Origin of the sequence: Fibrobacter sp. UWH4, assembly GCF_900142475.1 — a bacterium.
Lineage (GTDB): Bacteria > Fibrobacterota > Fibrobacteria > Fibrobacterales > Fibrobacteraceae > Fibrobacter.
Window position 1 is genome coordinate 27,792 of record NZ_FRAY01000013.1, and the last position, 15,814, is coordinate 43,605.

At 50.4% G+C, this 15,814-nt stretch carries 14 protein-coding genes and 1 pseudogene; 14 read left to right on the plus strand and 1 reads right to left on the minus strand.

The genetic code is table 11. The annotated features are described in order from the left end of the window. Positions 1 to 36: 36 nt before the first annotated feature. The 8 genes and pseudogenes from dapB to BUA93_RS14955 all read left to right on the plus strand — a co-directional run bounded on the left by dapB (position 37) and on the right by BUA93_RS14955 (position 9,233). Entirely contained in the window at positions 37 to 867 is an 831-nt protein-coding gene (gene dapB, locus BUA93_RS14920) for a dihydrodipicolinate reductase (protein WP_072980749.1), read from the plus strand. A gap of 109 nt (positions 868 to 976) precedes the next feature. After that, on the plus strand, positions 977 to 1,993 hold the full coding sequence (locus BUA93_RS14925; RefSeq protein WP_072980751.1) for an ABC transporter permease subunit: 1,017 nt from the start codon (positions 977 to 979) through the stop codon (positions 1,991 to 1,993). Positions 1,994 to 2,092: 99 nt separating this feature from the next. Continuing rightward, on the plus strand, positions 2,093 to 2,917 hold the full coding sequence (locus BUA93_RS14930) for a mechanosensitive ion channel family protein (RefSeq protein ID WP_254794007.1): 825 nt from the start codon (positions 2,093 to 2,095) through the stop codon (positions 2,915 to 2,917). A gap of 110 nt (positions 2,918 to 3,027) precedes the next feature. Further along, positions 3,028 to 3,591: pseudogene (locus BUA93_RS16825) on the plus strand (ATP/GTP-binding protein); the annotation flags it as partial. Positions 3,592 to 4,010: 419 nt separating this feature from the next. Continuing rightward, complete coding sequence (locus tag BUA93_RS14940; protein WP_072980755.1) at positions 4,011 to 4,430, plus strand: roadblock/LC7 domain-containing protein; 420 nt, start codon at positions 4,011 to 4,013, stop codon at positions 4,428 to 4,430. Positions 4,431 to 4,450: 20 nt separating this feature from the next. Then, complete coding sequence (locus BUA93_RS14945) at positions 4,451 to 4,912, plus strand: hypothetical protein (RefSeq protein WP_072980757.1); 462 nt, start codon at positions 4,451 to 4,453, stop codon at positions 4,910 to 4,912. 5 nt (positions 4,913 to 4,917) lie between these two features. Then, positions 4,918 to 7,806, plus strand: a complete 2,889-nt coding sequence (locus BUA93_RS14950; RefSeq protein WP_072980759.1) for a hypothetical protein — start codon at positions 4,918 to 4,920, stop codon at positions 7,804 to 7,806. An 83-nt stretch (positions 7,807 to 7,889) separates the two neighbouring features. Then, positions 7,890 to 9,233 carry a BamA/TamA family outer membrane protein gene (locus tag BUA93_RS14955; RefSeq protein ID WP_254794008.1) on the plus strand — a complete coding sequence of 448 codons (1,344 nt, stop codon included), beginning with the start codon at positions 7,890 to 7,892 and terminating at the stop codon, positions 9,231 to 9,233. A gap of 54 nt (positions 9,234 to 9,287) precedes the next feature. Here the strand turns inward: BUA93_RS14955 and BUA93_RS14960 are convergent, their stop codons facing one another. Beyond that, positions 9,288 to 9,914, minus strand: coding sequence for an outer membrane beta-barrel protein (locus tag BUA93_RS14960; RefSeq protein WP_072980762.1), 627 nt, complete (start codon positions 9,912 to 9,914; stop codon positions 9,288 to 9,290). Positions 9,915 to 10,330: 416 nt separating this feature from the next. On the opposite strand from BUA93_RS14960, the gene BUA93_RS14965 reads away from it, so the two are divergent. The 6 genes from BUA93_RS14965 to BUA93_RS14995 all read left to right on the plus strand — a co-directional run bounded on the left by BUA93_RS14965 (position 10,331) and on the right by BUA93_RS14995 (position 15,495). After that, positions 10,331 to 12,334, plus strand: coding sequence for a family 43 glycosylhydrolase (locus BUA93_RS14965; protein WP_083597510.1), 2,004 nt, complete (start codon positions 10,331 to 10,333; stop codon positions 12,332 to 12,334). Positions 12,335 to 12,520: 186 nt separating this feature from the next. Further along, the gene (locus tag BUA93_RS14970; protein ID WP_072980763.1) at positions 12,521 to 13,447 is read left to right on the plus strand and encodes a hypothetical protein; all 927 of its coding nucleotides are present in this window, start codon (positions 12,521 to 12,523) and stop codon (positions 13,445 to 13,447) included. Between the two features lie 224 nt (positions 13,448 to 13,671). Beyond that, positions 13,672 to 13,899 carry a DUF7675 family protein gene (locus tag BUA93_RS14975; RefSeq protein ID WP_072980765.1) on the plus strand — a complete coding sequence of 76 codons (228 nt, stop codon included), beginning with the start codon at positions 13,672 to 13,674 and terminating at the stop codon, positions 13,897 to 13,899. A 125-nt stretch (positions 13,900 to 14,024) separates the two neighbouring features. After that, on the plus strand, positions 14,025 to 14,258 hold the full coding sequence (locus tag BUA93_RS14980; protein WP_072980767.1) for a DUF7675 family protein: 234 nt from the start codon (positions 14,025 to 14,027) through the stop codon (positions 14,256 to 14,258). Between the two features lie 158 nt (positions 14,259 to 14,416). Continuing rightward, complete coding sequence (locus tag BUA93_RS14985) at positions 14,417 to 14,650, plus strand: DUF7675 family protein (protein WP_072980769.1); 234 nt, start codon at positions 14,417 to 14,419, stop codon at positions 14,648 to 14,650. Between the two features lie 374 nt (positions 14,651 to 15,024). After that, positions 15,025 to 15,495, plus strand: coding sequence for a hypothetical protein (locus BUA93_RS14995; protein WP_072980773.1), 471 nt, complete (start codon positions 15,025 to 15,027; stop codon positions 15,493 to 15,495). Positions 15,496 to 15,814 lie beyond the last annotated feature (319 nt).

Genomic DNA, 15,814 nt, shown 5'->3' on the forward strand with positions numbered 1-15,814 from the left:
TTTTTCTATCTTGTGTCCAAAAAACTAGGAGTTATTATGTCTGTACAAGTGATGGTAAATGGTATTCCGGGCAACATGGGCCGCATTGTGGCCGAAACCTGCGTGGCCCGCGGCCTCGAACTCGTCCCGTATTCTCTGACAGGTGAAATTATCGTTGAAAACGAAGCCGAAGTCGCCGGCAAGACCATCCAGCTTTTGAAGCCGAGCAATCGCGAAGCTCGCATCGCAGAAGTTCTCGAAAAATACCCGAACGTCATTTGCATCGATTACACGCACCCGACGGCCGTAAACGACAATGCCGCTTTCTACGTAAAGCACAAAATTCCGTTCGTGATGGGCACCACCGGCGGTGACCGCGAAGCGCTCGCCAAGCTCGTTGCCGATGCCAATCACCCGAGTGTGATTGCCCCGAACATGGCAAAGCAGATTGTCGCTTTCCAGATGATGATTGAATTCTTGGCCAAGGAATTCCCGACGGCATTCAGCGGCTACAAACTCTCCGTGGTAGAAAGCCACCAGAAGACCAAGGCCGATACGAGCGGTACCGCGAAGGCCGTGGTGGGCGACTTCCAGAAGATGGGATTTGACTTCACCGTCGACGATATCGAAAAGGTCCGCGATGAAAAGGAACAGATGGAACGCATGCACGTGCCCGAAGAATACCTCGGCGGTCACGCATTCCACACCTACAGCCTCGACAGCGCCGATGGTACGGTTCACTTTGAATTCCAGCATAACGTGTGCGGCCGCAAGATTTACGCCGAAGGCACCGTAGACGCCGTGAACTTCCTCGCATGCCACATTGCAAACGGAACCGCAAAGCCCTTTAACATGATGGACGTCCTCCGCTCCGGCAAGATGAGATAGTTTAGAACTTAGAGCTTAGAGTTTAGAGCTTAGATAAAGTGTCATCCTGAGCGAAGTCGAAGGATCTCTAAGTTCTATGAGCGAAGCGGTCTAAGTTCTACCAACTGATATGAGATCCTATATCCTCCGTCGCTTACTTTTGATGATTCCGACTCTCATCGGGATTTCTCTAGTATGCTTTATCCTTATCCAGCTGTTGCCGGGTGGACCTGTGGAGGAAATGATTTCGCGTGCGCAACAGGCTGCGGCCATGAAGGGCGGGGTAGATGCCTCCAAGGCACTCTCGCCCGACCAGATTGCGCAAATCCAGGCGTACTTCGGTTTTGACCAACCCGCCTGGAAGCGTTACCTGACTTGGCTCTGGAACGTTCTGCACCTGGACTTGGGTTCCAGTTATACCTACGGGCTCCCCGTGTGGGACGTGATTACGAGCCGTTTCCCGATTTCGCTGTTCTTTGGAATCACTTCGTTCTTCTTGAGTTACCTTGTCTGTATTCCGCTGGGTCTCTGGAAGGCGGTGCATCACGGGAGCAAACTTGATTCGCTTTCTTCGGGCGTGATTTTCTCGGGCTACGTGATGCCGGGCTACGCTCTCGGTATCTTGCTGATTATATTCCTCGCGGGCGGCTCGTACCTGGATATTTTCCCGCTGGGCGGCCTCACGAGCGATGACTTCGAGGACTTCACCTTCTTTGAAAAAGTGGTGGATCTCGGCCACCATTTGATTTTGCCGATTTTCTGCTACATGATTAGCGAATTCGCGTTCCTCACGTTCTTGATGAAAAATTCAGCGCTCGAAGAACTCGGCAAGGACTATATGCGCACGGCGCTTGCCAAGGGCATGAGCTTTAACCAGGCGCTGGTTCGCCACGCGCTCCGTAACGCCTTGATTCCCATTGCCACGCGCCTTTCCGAAATCTGCACCTTGATGTTTGCGGGCGCCCTCCTTATCGAGAAAGTCTTCGATATCGACGGCATGGGCCTGCTCTACTACAACTCCATGGTGAACCGCGACTACAACGTGGTCATGGGAGTTATCTTCCTCAGCAGCTTGATGGCTATGGTGGGGCGCTTGTTCAGCGATATCCTCTACACCCTCGTAGACCCGCGCATCAAATTCTCGTAGTAGCAGCCCTTTCATTTATCAACCTGGATACCATCTCTCCTTACAGTCGTTCCAGGATGAGTTTTTCATTTAAATGATCGAATTTTTCTATTTTTCCCCATGATGGATAAGTTGAAAGTTTATTTTGGTAGCTGGGTGAACCACTTGATGGATCACTCTATGTTGCAGCGTCTCTTGATGGCGCTTGTCATCTTGGTGGTTGCGAGGGTTCTGTTGGTGGTTTTAAGGCGGGCTATCGACCATGCCGAAAACAAGGGTTTCGACAAGGCGGCCAAACCGCTGATTTACTCGCTTTTTTCCTATTGCATCTACATTGTTACTTTGTTGCTAATTCTGCACGTGCTGGGTGTCAACACGGCGGGGCTCGTGGCCATGGTGGGTGCGGCGAGCTTGGCGATTGGCCTTGCGCTTAAGGATACGCTCTCGAATATTGCGTCTGGACTTTTGCTGCTGTTCCTGCGGCCGTTCAAGGCGGGGGACTACATCGAGTGTGGCAGCATCAAGGGGAATATTGTAGGAATCGGGCTTTTCAATACTACCTTCAAGACGGTGGACGGTCTGTTCGTCTCGGCGCCGAATTCGGCCCTATGGGGGCAACCGATTGTCAACTACAGCAAGAATCCGCTTCGCAGGCTTGAAATTACGGTAGGCATCGACTACGGTGACTCCGCGGAAAAGGCGCTCGACGTCATGCGCGATGTCGTGGCGGGGGAGCCGCTTTTCATGCTGAAACCTGAACCGCAGTTCTTTGTATCTTCGCTGGAAGACAGTTCGGTGAATGTCACCTTCCGCGCCTGGGCGCGTACGCAGGACTATTTTAACTTGCGCTGGAAGTATACCGCCGAGATCAAGAAGCGTTTTGCCGAAGAAAATATCACGATTCCGTTCCCGCAGCGCACGATTCACGTGGTAGATAGGGCCTAAAAGGGCCCGAAGAGTCGCATATTCCTATTTGGAACGGTAAAATAGAGGCTGAAGTGGCCTCAAAAATTACTTTTTTATTAAATTTGAGTCAGATATATCAAGGATGCGTAATGTCTTCGATAAATTTTGCTACTCGAGAAATTAGTTGTAAAGTCGTTTACTATGGCCCGGGCCTTAGTGGCAAGACCACCAATTTGCAGGTGATCCACCAGAAGATGCCCCAGGATAAGCGTACCGATATGGTGTCCCTGGCAACTGAAGGTGACCGTACGCTCTTTTTCGACTTTTTGCCCCTGAATTTGGGCGATATCAAGGGGTTCAAGACCCGTTTCCAGCTCTATACGGTTCCCGGTCAGGTTTATTATAACAGTACCCGTAAGTTGGTGCTCCGCGGTGTAGACGGTATCGTCTTTGTGGCGGACTCCCAGAGGTCCCGTCAGGCAGAAAACCTGGAAAGCCTCCAGAACCTGCGCCAGAACCTGCAGGACTATGGCATGGACCTGGACGATATGCCTTTCGTGCTCCAGTATAATAAGCGCGATATGGACAATGTGTTTACGCTTGATGAACTGAATGCGGAACTTAACCCGCGTAATGTGCCGTTCTTCCCGGCGACTGCCCATAACGGTAAGGGTGTCGTAACGACTTTGAAGACGATTGCCATGCTGGTGATTGAAAAGTTTAACGTGAAGCAGGGCTTCCTCCGTCAGGCTGCCGCGAATGTCGGTAATACCGGTGTTCACGATGTTTCCCTCACCAAGGAAGGGGTCTCGGTCAAGGCAACCCAGCCCGCCGCTCCGGCCCAGCCTGCTGCCGCTCACGCAGCCGCATCGCCTTTCCGCATGCCCTCGTTTGCAGCCAAGCCGCCTCAGCCGGCCGCCCCTGGTGCACCTGCCCAGCCTTCGACTGCCGGCGCCGGTCTGTTCCAGAAAGGTGCCACGTCTTCGCCCTTCGGTCGACCCCGTGCCGCGACTACGGTTCCCCGTATGCCGACCTTCGGTCGCGATATCGCCAAGCCCCAAGCCGATGCTGATGACGAAATTGAATTGCGTCCGTACGTGCCTAAGAAGAAGTAATTTAACGAGGGTGCATAATGAGCGATTTTACCATTTTTTCTGATGATGCCGAAAAAGTTCAGCGCTTGATGGTTGCCTATCAGGCGAGCGTGAAGGCTGAATATATTGTCCTTTGCCATCGTGATGGATCGATTATTGCAGAAGTAGGTTCCTTGGGAATTGATGCGACTCCGCTCGCAGTGTTGAGTACGGCTTCGTTCGACTCGGCCCGCCAGGTGGGCATGATGCTTGGCGGTGAAAATTTCCAGTCGGTTTCCTATTCTGGAGAAAACCGCTCCATCTATATTTCCCCGGTGGACCAGGCTCTCCTGCTGGTGCAGATTTTCCCGGGTTCCAAGCTGCCTAACCGTATCGAGGACTTCAACCGCCTTTTGGTGGAAAAGCTGGTCGACGCGGTGCCTGCCTTTACGCAGAATACTAGCCGCCTGGTTCGTTAAGGGCTTTTCTGGAGGCTCCGGTGTCGAAACTCCCTCCGCTGCGTAATTTGCGGAAGACGACGGTTCTAGTTATCGCCGTTTTCTTGGGTTTCTTGATTCACTGGATCCTTGTGGCCAACTGGGGCCGTGAGACTATCCGCGATTCGGCCGAGGCGGAACTTTCGCTTGCGCAGAGTGTCGTCTGTAGCCATATCGTGAACGGTTCGCCATTCGGTGTCGATAGCGTCTTTGAAGAGGGGATGCGCCTCTATTATTATTCCACGGTTTCTACGGCGTTGCAGCTCAAGGATGACACCTTGATGCATATCTGGTTTAACGGTGCCGATACCGTGCAGAAACTTGCCTGCGACATTGCGCAGGATGTGTGCCTTACGACGATTGCCCCTGCCATGCTGAAGGCGGGCGAGTGGAGCGTCGATCTGGTAGCGGGCCGAAAGCTCTTGTCGACGCGGCAGTTTGTTATCGAACCTAGCAACAGGTAGTTGCGATGTCCCGGCAGTTCTGGTTGGGACTTTTCTTGTTTGCGGTATGCGCATTCGGCATGAATGTCGATTCGCTGCCGGTGTGGGACCCGTCCCTTTTGACCCGGAATAATTCGTTTGTTCAAAATTCGGATACTGCTTCCCGGCATGATTCCATAGAGACTCACGGATACAAGACGGTGCAGGTGACCGTGGGCGATGGCGGGACGCAGGTGGATCAGGAACTGCGGCTTTCGATTACGGGAAAGTTGACCGACAGTGTCTATGTGGACGCTCTCCTTTCGGATGTGGGGCGCCGCGCGGGTGACCAGACGACGGCGACACTCCGCGAAGTGGACCAGATTTATTTCCGTGTAGAATCTCCGCATTATTTTTTGCACTTGGGTGACCTGACCTGGGTGGATTCCTCGATGGGATTTACGGGGGTGGAACGCGCTTCGTTGGGGGCCATGGGGGGCGTGCGTGGAAATTTTGGCGGAGGTTATGCGCAGGTGCGTGGCGTGGTGGGTACCGACGAGGTACAGCACTACACGTTTACCTTTAATGGCGTGAGTGGCCAGCAGCTGGGCTATTCGCTCGACGGGGCCGGGAATTTTATTGCGGTGGTGCCACAGTCCGAAACGGTGTGGTTGAACGGGGTTCGCCTGACGCGCGGTCGCGATTACTTGGTGAATTATGCGGGCGGTATGCTCGATTTCAAGGGGGCGGTGGTTCCGAGTTTTGACGACGAAATCCGCGTGGAATACGATGCCTACGAGAATGACAATATCTACACCCTGTACGGTGCGGCAGCAAGTTACCGCCACCCGAACCTGTACCTGGATGTTTCCGGATTTAAGTTGGAAAACGATGTGGACCGTCTGAAACGCGGCGTGTGGACCGACGAGGATTATGCGATGCTCAAGGCGGACCGTGGCGATGAATTTGTCCGTAACGATACGCTTCCGCCGCTCAATCGCCCCGACCGAACGGAACGCATGAATGCGCGCGTGCGCGTGCAGCATAACCAGCAGTTCTATGCGGACTTTGAACTGGCGTTAAACCGGAGCGACTCCAACATTGTCTCGTCGCAGGTGGGTGGCCCCGAAGGGCGTGCGTTCCGCTGGTTTGTGACGACGGACTCGACGCGTGATCTGCTGCATTTCCCCTTGGCGATGTCTGTTTACGGAAACCGCGTGCAGAAGGGGTTTGACATCTTGCAGTTCCGCGGCACCGATTTGGATTGGAACCTTTACGGACTTCGCGACCGCTGGGATTTGGCGTATGCGGATTCTTCGTTCTTGGATGACGATTTGCTGCATGACGAACTTGCGATGCGTTCGCGCTTTGCCCGGGACTGGTTCGGTTTGGCGCAGTGGGGGTACCGCCGCAATGCCGACGAGGACTGGAATTCGTCGAGGGGTGAACTCGGAGTTCAGCATCGCAACCGGTATGCTTTAGGGGAGCTCTCGCTGATTCGCGTATCGAGCCTGCAGGAGCGCGAAATGGAGCGTTACCAGGGAACGGCTAATGCGGAGTACTTGCAGGGAATGGTTCGCCCCTTTGGAACGGGGGATTTGCGCTTTACGAAAATCGATCAGGAAGGCATTCAGGACGAGGTGGTTTACGGAAAGTCATCGAGCGGTTTCGGCATCTTCTTTGATCGAGGAGAAATCCGCGAAAGCGTGGGGGGCCGTATGGCAAAACGCCGTGGTGATACCTACGGAGACGAATGGGCGGATTCCTTGTGGGCGTCGACCTGGGTGCAAGAGGCGAATTACAACAACCGCTATTTCACCTTGTCGCACCTGTTGCAGTATGAACGCGTGCGGACGGATTCTTCGGAGTCAAAAAACAGTTGGCTTGCCAATCTGGATTCCCGTTTTGGTGCCGAGGAACTGGGGGTGCAGGGAAATGTTTCGTACAAGTTGGGCTTGACCGAAGAACAGATTTACACGGCGGTGTATAAGGCTGTGGCTCCGGGAACAGGCGATGTACGCTACGACAGTTTGACCGCGAGTTATATCGAGGGCGTGGACAACGGCGACTTCGTTTACGAGGGAATGGGCCGAAACGATTCCGTGGGAGCGGTGCTTTCGTCCGATGCGGAGTTCGATATGGAATTGCGTTTTAATCCGGGGCTTGCCTTGGGAATTCGAGATGGCTTTTTGCGCGATGTGACTTTTGGCGGCTCTTATGAGGGCGAGGGGAGCGACACGACGGGACGCAAGATTTATTTCCCGCCGGTGAATCGTTCGCAGTTGCACCGCATGACTTCGGGGCGTATGGCGGTGGAAGGCCTTGTTGATTGGCAACATCCGTCGGGGGTGTCACTAGCCTATAAGCCGGGGGCGTCGTTTGATAAGAAGCTTTCTTCGATTTCGTACTACGAGACGTCTTATTCGCATCAGTTCGATGCGGGGTACCGAATCAACCTGGACCATTTTGTCGGTGGTGCTCTCTTGGTTCAGGAAAACGAGCTTTCGGCGATGCAGGAATGGGAGTGGAATATTTACGATGGCTCGCTGCGATACCGTTTCGATTTCTTGCAGGGGTTCTTCGTGCAGCCACTGGGCCGTTACCGTACGGGCGAAGGCACCGACGGCTCCGGCTATGAAGTGGGAAAATTTGACGCGAATCTGTGGGAAGGCGCTTTGCGTGTTGGTTACCATAAGCAGAAAAAGGTGAATTCCTACGCGAATTTCTCGGTGGTGCAGGTGGATAGCCATGGCGACATTATTCCGTACCAGGTGATGGCGGGGTACAACGACGGAAGAACTTACCGTTTTGAATTTTCGCTGTCGGTAGATATCAATGACTTTTTATCAATGGGTTGTCTTTATATTTTGCGTTTTGGCGATGCCGAAGAGAATATCTTCCAGAAATTGAGCACCGAGGCGAGGGCGTACTTCTAATGCGGAATTCGGAATTCAGAGTTCGGAATTTATTTTGTGGGCATGGCTCCTGTATGGTGAAGAGCTTCCTTTTTGTTGTCACAATGTTTTTCGTCGTTGGTGCATCTTCTGCTTCGGAAGAGTGCCGCGTTGCGGCGGTGCGGTGGTCGGGGGTGCATGAGCCTTATGACGAGTCGCAAATGGCGTCGGTTGTGGGGGAACCCTGCGAAAACTGGACTCTCGCGCGGGATCAGCTATTGCGCTATTACGAAAATCACGGATTCCTGGCAGCGAAACTTTCGGGAAGTATCGATAGCGCTGGCGTTCTGAATTTGCAGATGGAGCGCGGCTCGGCATGGGTGTGGGCGGAACCAGAGAATCTTGACTCGTCGGGAAGCAGCCCCGAGGTATTCCGTAGGCAGACGGGAATCGTTACCGGAAATTTAGTATCAAAGCAGGACCTGGAACGCTCCGATATGAAACTGGCCCGAATCGGTTATTACGACCGTGTGGCGCCTGTGCAGATGTACCGTGATCCGACCCGGAATCGCATTATTCCCGTTTACCGGATGCAGGCGGCGGCCGTTTCGGAGGCGTATGCGCTTCTGACTTATTCCAGTGAGACCGACGTGTGGGAAGGCAACGTGAATGTTTCGCTTTACAATATCCGCGGGACTGCGCGCGACCTTTTCTTGCTAGGTTTCACCTCCGACGAAGCTCGCCGCCTGGAAGGCTCCTATAAGGAACCGTGGATTCTGGGGACCGCCTGGGATGTTGTCGCTCGAGGCTACTTCGACGAGGATTCTTCGACGCGCGAGGCTTATGGTGAACTAGGTGTTTCGCGCGACATCGGCTTTGATTTTAATGTGGGCATTTTCCTGGGTGTCGGCAATAACCGCAAGACTTCGTCGCTAGAACTCTCCTATGTTTCTCTGGACCGATTTGTGTTGCCCCATTCAGGTACGCGCTTTAAGGGCTCGGTCGTCTGGAATATGGCCCGCCCGGATTCGCTTGACAATTTCTTGCGGGCGGGCGCGAAGCTTGTTCATTATATCCCGTTCTACGGAAATTGGATGACGCGCTTCAGCGGTGCCGTCGGTGGCATTTTCCCGACCGATGCGACTCTTGACCGACTGGATTACTTTGCGCTTGGCGGTATGGATAGCTTTAGGGGAATGGACGTGCGCTTTGTGCGTAGCCGTTCCTATGGGTATTCCGAAGTGGCGTTGCTGTGGCAGTATGGTTATGACCTCTCGATCGAGGCTTTCTATCAGCCGGGACTTTATCGCGCGCTTGCTCCTGGTCATGGCTGGAAACGCGAGCATGACTACGGTGTCGCCTTTACGCAATATCGCGGCAACTGGAGCGTAAATCTTTACTATGCGTTACGAAACGGCGAAAATTACTTGGACGGAATTATAGGCTTCGGTCTGAAAACGCTGTTCTAAATAAAAAAAGAACCCGCTCGGGTGAGCGGGTCGAAAATCGCTTGTCGGTTTTGGTTACCTGTAGTTGAACCAGTAACCGATGCCGAGGCTGAGGCGGGAATTGGACCATTCGGCATGCTTGTACATATCGGTCACGCCGTAGGTGTACCTGAAGTTGAATTCAAGACCGAAGCCCAGAGTAAAACCGAGGCCTGCGCCGAGTTCCACGTTCAGGAGTTTCTGCTCGTCGTTGCTATCCCATTCTTCGGCGTAACCCGAGTACCACTGTTCGAAAAGGTTGATATCGAAGGTGGCGCCCGCTTCCATGAAGAAGCTGTTGGAAAGGTAGAAGCGTGCCATGGCGGGAATCGTGATGGCCATGCCGATGGTCATGTTGTCATCGACATCGTCGCTGCTGTGGGTGCCGTAGCCAGTGTCGTCATCACCGTTGGTAAATGTTGCGACGTTCAGCATCAGGCCAAGTCCTGTATGGAGGCCGATGCGGGAATTGAATCCGATCAAGGCGTCGAAGGCCAGCTGCGTGTACGATGCGCTGTAGTCGCCATAGTCGGGAGCATTTTTACCCTGGAAGATAACGGAACCTTCAGTGAGGCTGGCGCCGAACACGTTGGGGCTGTTGATTGCTGCGGATGCGCTGGTAAATGCCATCAAGAAAACGGCGAGAGCGATAATTTTTTTCATTTTGATCTCCTAATATCTTAAAATAATGTCACAATGATAGAAATTTTGTGATAAATTAAGATGAAAATTGTCTGTTTTTATGTTATTTGCAAAAAAGTGTGATTTCGTATACAATCTTTTTGGATGAGGGGTATCCCGCCGCCAGTCATCCTGCTCATCCCTCCCTCAGTCATCCTGTATGTCCTCCCCTCTGTCATCCTGCATGTTCCCCCTCAGTCATCCTGCACGTCCCACCCTCTGTCATCCTGCACGTAGTGCGGGATCCAGAACTTAATGTAGACTTTTTATTTGTTTATTATATGTAAAATATGTAAATATATCTTAAATTTTGCTTAATTGTGGACTTTTAATAAAAATTACATTGACTTTCGCTAAAATAAAAGGTATATTAATCGTAAACCGTCAGGGAGTGTTTTATGTGCTTGGAATTTCGTGGTGCGTTGGGCGTTGCGATGGCTTTGGGTGCCACCGCAACCTTTGCGGCCGATTGGTACGCGAAGGACAATTTGCAACCCGGTCACGACCCGAGCATGGTACGGTTCGAGGACGGCTACGCCCTCATGAGCACGAACAACAATCTGCAGCTCTGGACAAGCGAAGATGCTTACACGTGGAAGGACCATCGTTCTACAGTGAGCGGGGTTCCGCAGTGGGCCTACACCTACGCGCCCAAGACCGAGGGCATCTGGGCTCCGGATATTTTCTACATGAACGGCGAGTACCGCGTTTACTACTGCGTGTCGGAATTCGGCGTGCGCAATTCGGCCATCGGCTATACCGCAACGACCTCGATTGTACCGGGTAGCAATGGCTACGGCTGGAAGGACCATGGCCATGTTTTCCACACCAAAGAAGGAACGGATAAGTACAATGCCATCGATGCCGACGTTGTGCGTGACACCGAGGGCAATTACTGGATGGCTTTCGGTTCCTTCGGGCTCGGCATTCAGCTGATTAAGTTAGATGCAACGACAGGCTACCAGGCGAGCGACGACAAGACGGTCTACAACATTGCACGCCGTACCAGCAGCGCGAGCGGCGGAGCCGAAGAAGGCCCGAGCCTGATTGAGCATGGCGGGCAGTATTTCTTGTTTACCGCATGGGACAAGTGCTGCCAGCAGGGCGCAAACATCGAGCAGACAACGTACAAGACGGCTTACGGCCGTGCAGACAAAGTAACTGGGCCGTACAAAGACCGCGCGGGTTACACCATGGCGAACGGCGGCGGCACGATTCTGTTGGAACGCTACGGGCGCTATGTGGGCCCGGGCGGCGGCGAGGCCTTCCAGGACCTGAACCGCGTGCGATTTGTGCATCATTATTACGATAACGCAGGCGACAAGTTCAACCATATCCACATTCGTGATGTCGTCTTCACCGAGGACAACTGGGCTGAGATGGGACAGCCCTTCCTCGGGCGTTATTTGAGTGCCGAAGTCGAGCACGGCGTGCTGACCCGCGCCGTTTCGGGCGACCTCGCGATTACCCGCAGCAATACGGCCTCGAACGGGGAATACCTCGCTTACGTGAATACCGAGGGTTCCAAGATTCGTCTGCCGATGAACATTATGCAGGCGGGCGATTACCTGCTGCGTTACCGCTACGCGAACGGTGGCGATGCGGCTGCAGAACACAAGGTGACGGTGAATGGCAAGTCGCAGACGGTGACGCTTCCGCCGACGGGTTCCTGGGGCACTTTCCCCGAAAATTCTGTGGTGATGGTGCCTGCGAAACTCAAACGCGGCGGCAACTTCATCGAACTGGAACCTTCGCCGAACGGAAATTTTGCGGAACTCGACCGCATCGACTTCTTGCGCATTATCCGCGATACGATTCCGACGAACGGCTTTGACAACGGCATCCGCGTGCGTCTCACGAAGGACGACGAGTTCGCCATCAAGGACGGCGGTTACGCGATTTTCGAGAACGTTGTGCTTGATTCGCTCAAGGATATCGGCAATGTTTTCCTTCAGGTGAAAAATGCTTCGTCGGGTAAGATCGTGATTCGCGACGGCAAGAAGGACGGGACTGCGGTCTTCACATGTGACCTGTCAAATAGATCTCTCATGGGTGGCGGCTGGTCTGCGGCGAAATGCTCGGGCGACATGGGCCTGCGCGGCATCAAGGACCTGTACCTGACGGCATCGGGAATTTCCGGCGAGGCGATTCTCGGGAATCTCATCTTTGAGCCGATGCAGGTTGTCTGCAACCAAGCACCGTGTGGTGACCCGGTTTCCAGCTCCAGCGACCCTTCGACCAGCTCAGGAACCGCTGAACCGCAGTCTAGTTCCAGCAGCGGAACGACCGCGATTGCCCCGCGTGCTGTACGCCTCGTTTCTCCGGCACCCGCCCGCAAGGCCTATCGCGACCTCAAGGGCCGAAGCTTTGAAAAGCAGATCCCGTACCGGGTGATGTTCTAAGGGTTTATTAAAAAAACGACTTATCGTTTTTCTTATGTTCGGGTGTCTAAACTGATCTGATGTGGGGTGGTCGAAAAACTCGCCCTCATGTGTATTCTTACTGATTTTTAAAATAATCGGACATTTTCGTTTAATTGTCACCTTTTGACATAGATGAAATGTATATTTAGACGTGGAGGTTTTGTTATGAAAAAGTCTCTATTATTTCTGCTAACGTCTTGCACACTTGCTTTTACCGCCGATCATTTCTCAATAACAGAGATGATTTTTTACGGTTTCTCTTGGCCTGAATATAAAATCTATAATGAGGTTCGCGCCATTCGAAAAAATGTACAGCGGCAAACAAGTCTAATGGAACTTCAAGCAGATGATGAGCCCGGTTGGCAAAAGTCATACATCTCGAAAGAAACAGAAATGTTCGATAATTTGCGAGAGTATTACGAAGATAAGTATGGAACGGATAGGGCTGTGGCATATGCTTTGTTGAAAACTGCGGAAGAACATAAGAAAAGTATTTTAGAAATTCAGCGCCTTGTTCATATGGAAACATGCCCAGAAGATGTCTTGACTGATGGTGAAATTGATGCGCAAACGATTGCAATGGTAAAAGATATTGGTTTTAGAAGTAAATCAGGATCTTGGTTTTATGATGGGATTAAAGTGAATATGGGAAAGCCTAGACCTGTACCTGCTTCTGTAAAAAAGTATCCCCGTGAAAGCAAGGTGACCTACATTTCTTTTAAGCCTCGCATTTATCCTTCCAAGGAACGTATTGCACATATCCGTGTAGAAACAAATCTTCCAGAAGGTTTTAGGGCTTATGCTAGCTTACAAAATGAAAGAATTGATAGCTTGGAGTATAGAGATACATCAGCTGTCGTGAAAAATGGCGCTTTTGATATGTTTTTTGGCACGTCAGAAAATCCTCTTGAAAAGGGACTTTATTCTTTTTCGATGAGAACTGCCGCTATGCCAATTACTCAAGATGATAAGGATGTTTTGAAAAAGGTTGGACATAAGGGCGAATTTCTGTGTGGTCGATATTCTTACTTGCCTTGGGGGTTAGGAAATCAGCTTCGGGTGAAAAAATTGTTCCTTTTTGAAGTAAAGTAAAATTTTGAATTTTTCCTGAAGTGTCGGGTATTCCGTTGAATGCGGAATTTCTTGTGGCAATGAAAAAATGGTGGTTCGAAATATGAAAATTGTTTCCTTTGGGCGTGCGGCTCGGGGCTTTAGTTTAAACTCGGCTCATAAAGAGCCTCTATAAGACTTGATAAAATTTGACATGGGATTGCAATTCCTTGGGTGAAATGGTATATTAGAGAGCGAGGGTAATCATGATTACGGTTGACAAAGAAACAAGAAAGATTGAGTTCTTTAAGATAGACGATAGTGATAAAATCTGGTGGGTTGATTATATTGGTCAAATTGGAATATCCGCTGTTTCTTTTGACAAGAAAAAAATTCTTTTTGTTTTTGAAGACTATCCCAAGAATTTTACCAAAGAGGAAAAAGCCTTATTCGATAAGGAGAATCCTTATTGGAAAAAATTACTTGGCGGTTAGTACAAAGCGTTATAGCCCCTGAGTGTTTATGAGTTTTACCTTCGCTCATAAAGAGCCCCTATAAGACTTTGACATGGGATTGCAATTCCTTGGGTGAAATGGTATATTAGAGAGCGAGGTTAATCATGATCACGGTTGACAAAGAGACGAGAAAAATTGAGTTTTATAAGAAGCATGAAGGTGATAAAATCTGGCATGTTGCTTATATTGGTCAGCGAGGTATTCATGCTGTTTCATTCGATAAGAAAAAGGTTTTGTTTCTTTTTGGCGATTATCCGAAGAATTTTACCCAAGAGGAAAGAACTTTATTTGATAAAGAAAATCCCTATTGGGCAAATTATTTTAGTGACGGAAACTAATTATTTCATCTCTCCTTTGGCGTGTTGAAACATCCCAATAATTCTCTGAATTTTTGAGAGCCTTTCTTTTACCTCCGCTCATAGAGAGCCCTTATAAGACTTTGACATGGGGTTGCTTTTCCTTGGGTAAAATGGTATATTAGAGAGCGAGGTTAATCATGATCACGGTTGACAAAGAAACGAGCAAATTTGAATTTTACAAGGAAAATGAGGATGATAAAGTCTGGTGGGTCGATTATTTTGATCAAACAGGTCTTCATGCAGTTTCTTTTGACAAGAAAACGATTTTATTTCTATTCAAAGATTATCCTCATAATTTCACTCCAGAGCAGAAAGTTTTATTCGATAAAGAGAATCCTTATTGGGCAAATTTTTTCCGCAAAAGGAAATAATCTTTGCGATCATTACTTACCCCCTTGTGTGTTCAAATACCCTAACAACTCCCTGAATTTCGGGGAGTCTTTTATTTTTTCAGTTTAAACTTTGCTCGTAAAGAGCCCCTATAAGATTAATAGAATATTCTCTCAGTGCTTTATCTTGAAATAATCCAGCAGGGCCTTGTAGTTGTCCTGGGCTGTGAGGCATCGCCAAGGATATCCCAAAATTTGCCGGCATAGGCAAATTTCAGCCTTTCTTCGATCAAGAAATATCAAAAACTTGCCGATATCGACAAGTTTTTGTTTCGGAAACGCACAAAAGCCTCCTCTAGCCATCAATTTTCCAGCCCCCTCCATTTTTTTCTCAAAAATAAGGTATATTCGTGTCTATGCGAAAGCTTATTAGAAAAATAACCTTGCTGTTAAGCTCCCTTTGTTGGTCTGATTGCGCACCCATCCTCTTAAGTTTTACAGCATTGCAACATATTGCCTGCGCTTACGGCACCGACGAACCTTGTGAAGAAAACTGCTACGATCCAGCTTTGGATTGTGTTCCAGAGATTAATTACGATGCCATGACAGGGAAAGACTATAGCGAATGCGAACAAGATATTTTAGACACGATAAAAGCACGGAGGCTCCGTAACATAAACGAATACGGCGTCTGCTTCAAGAGTCCCTGCAGTATAACTTATGAAGAGCAATGTCAAATTCGGGAGAATTGCCCTTTAGACCATATAAAGGCCGACTCCGCTTTATCGGGATATAGATGTCAAAACAGCGAATTTGTTTCTGTTGAAGAAGGCGAGAGGCGCCTAAAGCTTCTTAGTTTTACCTCGTCTCGTAAAGAGCCCCTATAAGATCAGAATTTTGCAATTTTTGTCATCAATTTTAGACTTGATCATTCCTTTTCTCCGAAAAAAGAGGTATATTACGAATAAAGAACGCGCTGAGTTAGTGGAACGAGATTGGCCACTTGGGTTACCTTGGACTTCGTGAGCCTTGAACCGTATGCAGGAGTTTGTCGCCCTGCCTCGCGTTCTTTTTTAGTTTTATCCCCGCTCATAAAGAGCCCCTATAAGATTGAAGGCGCCCACCGGCACGCCCCAGGCGAATCCTTCGAGGCCGTATTCCGTGCCGGTGAACTTTTCGAGCGCGATTCCTAAAGCACCGCCGCCC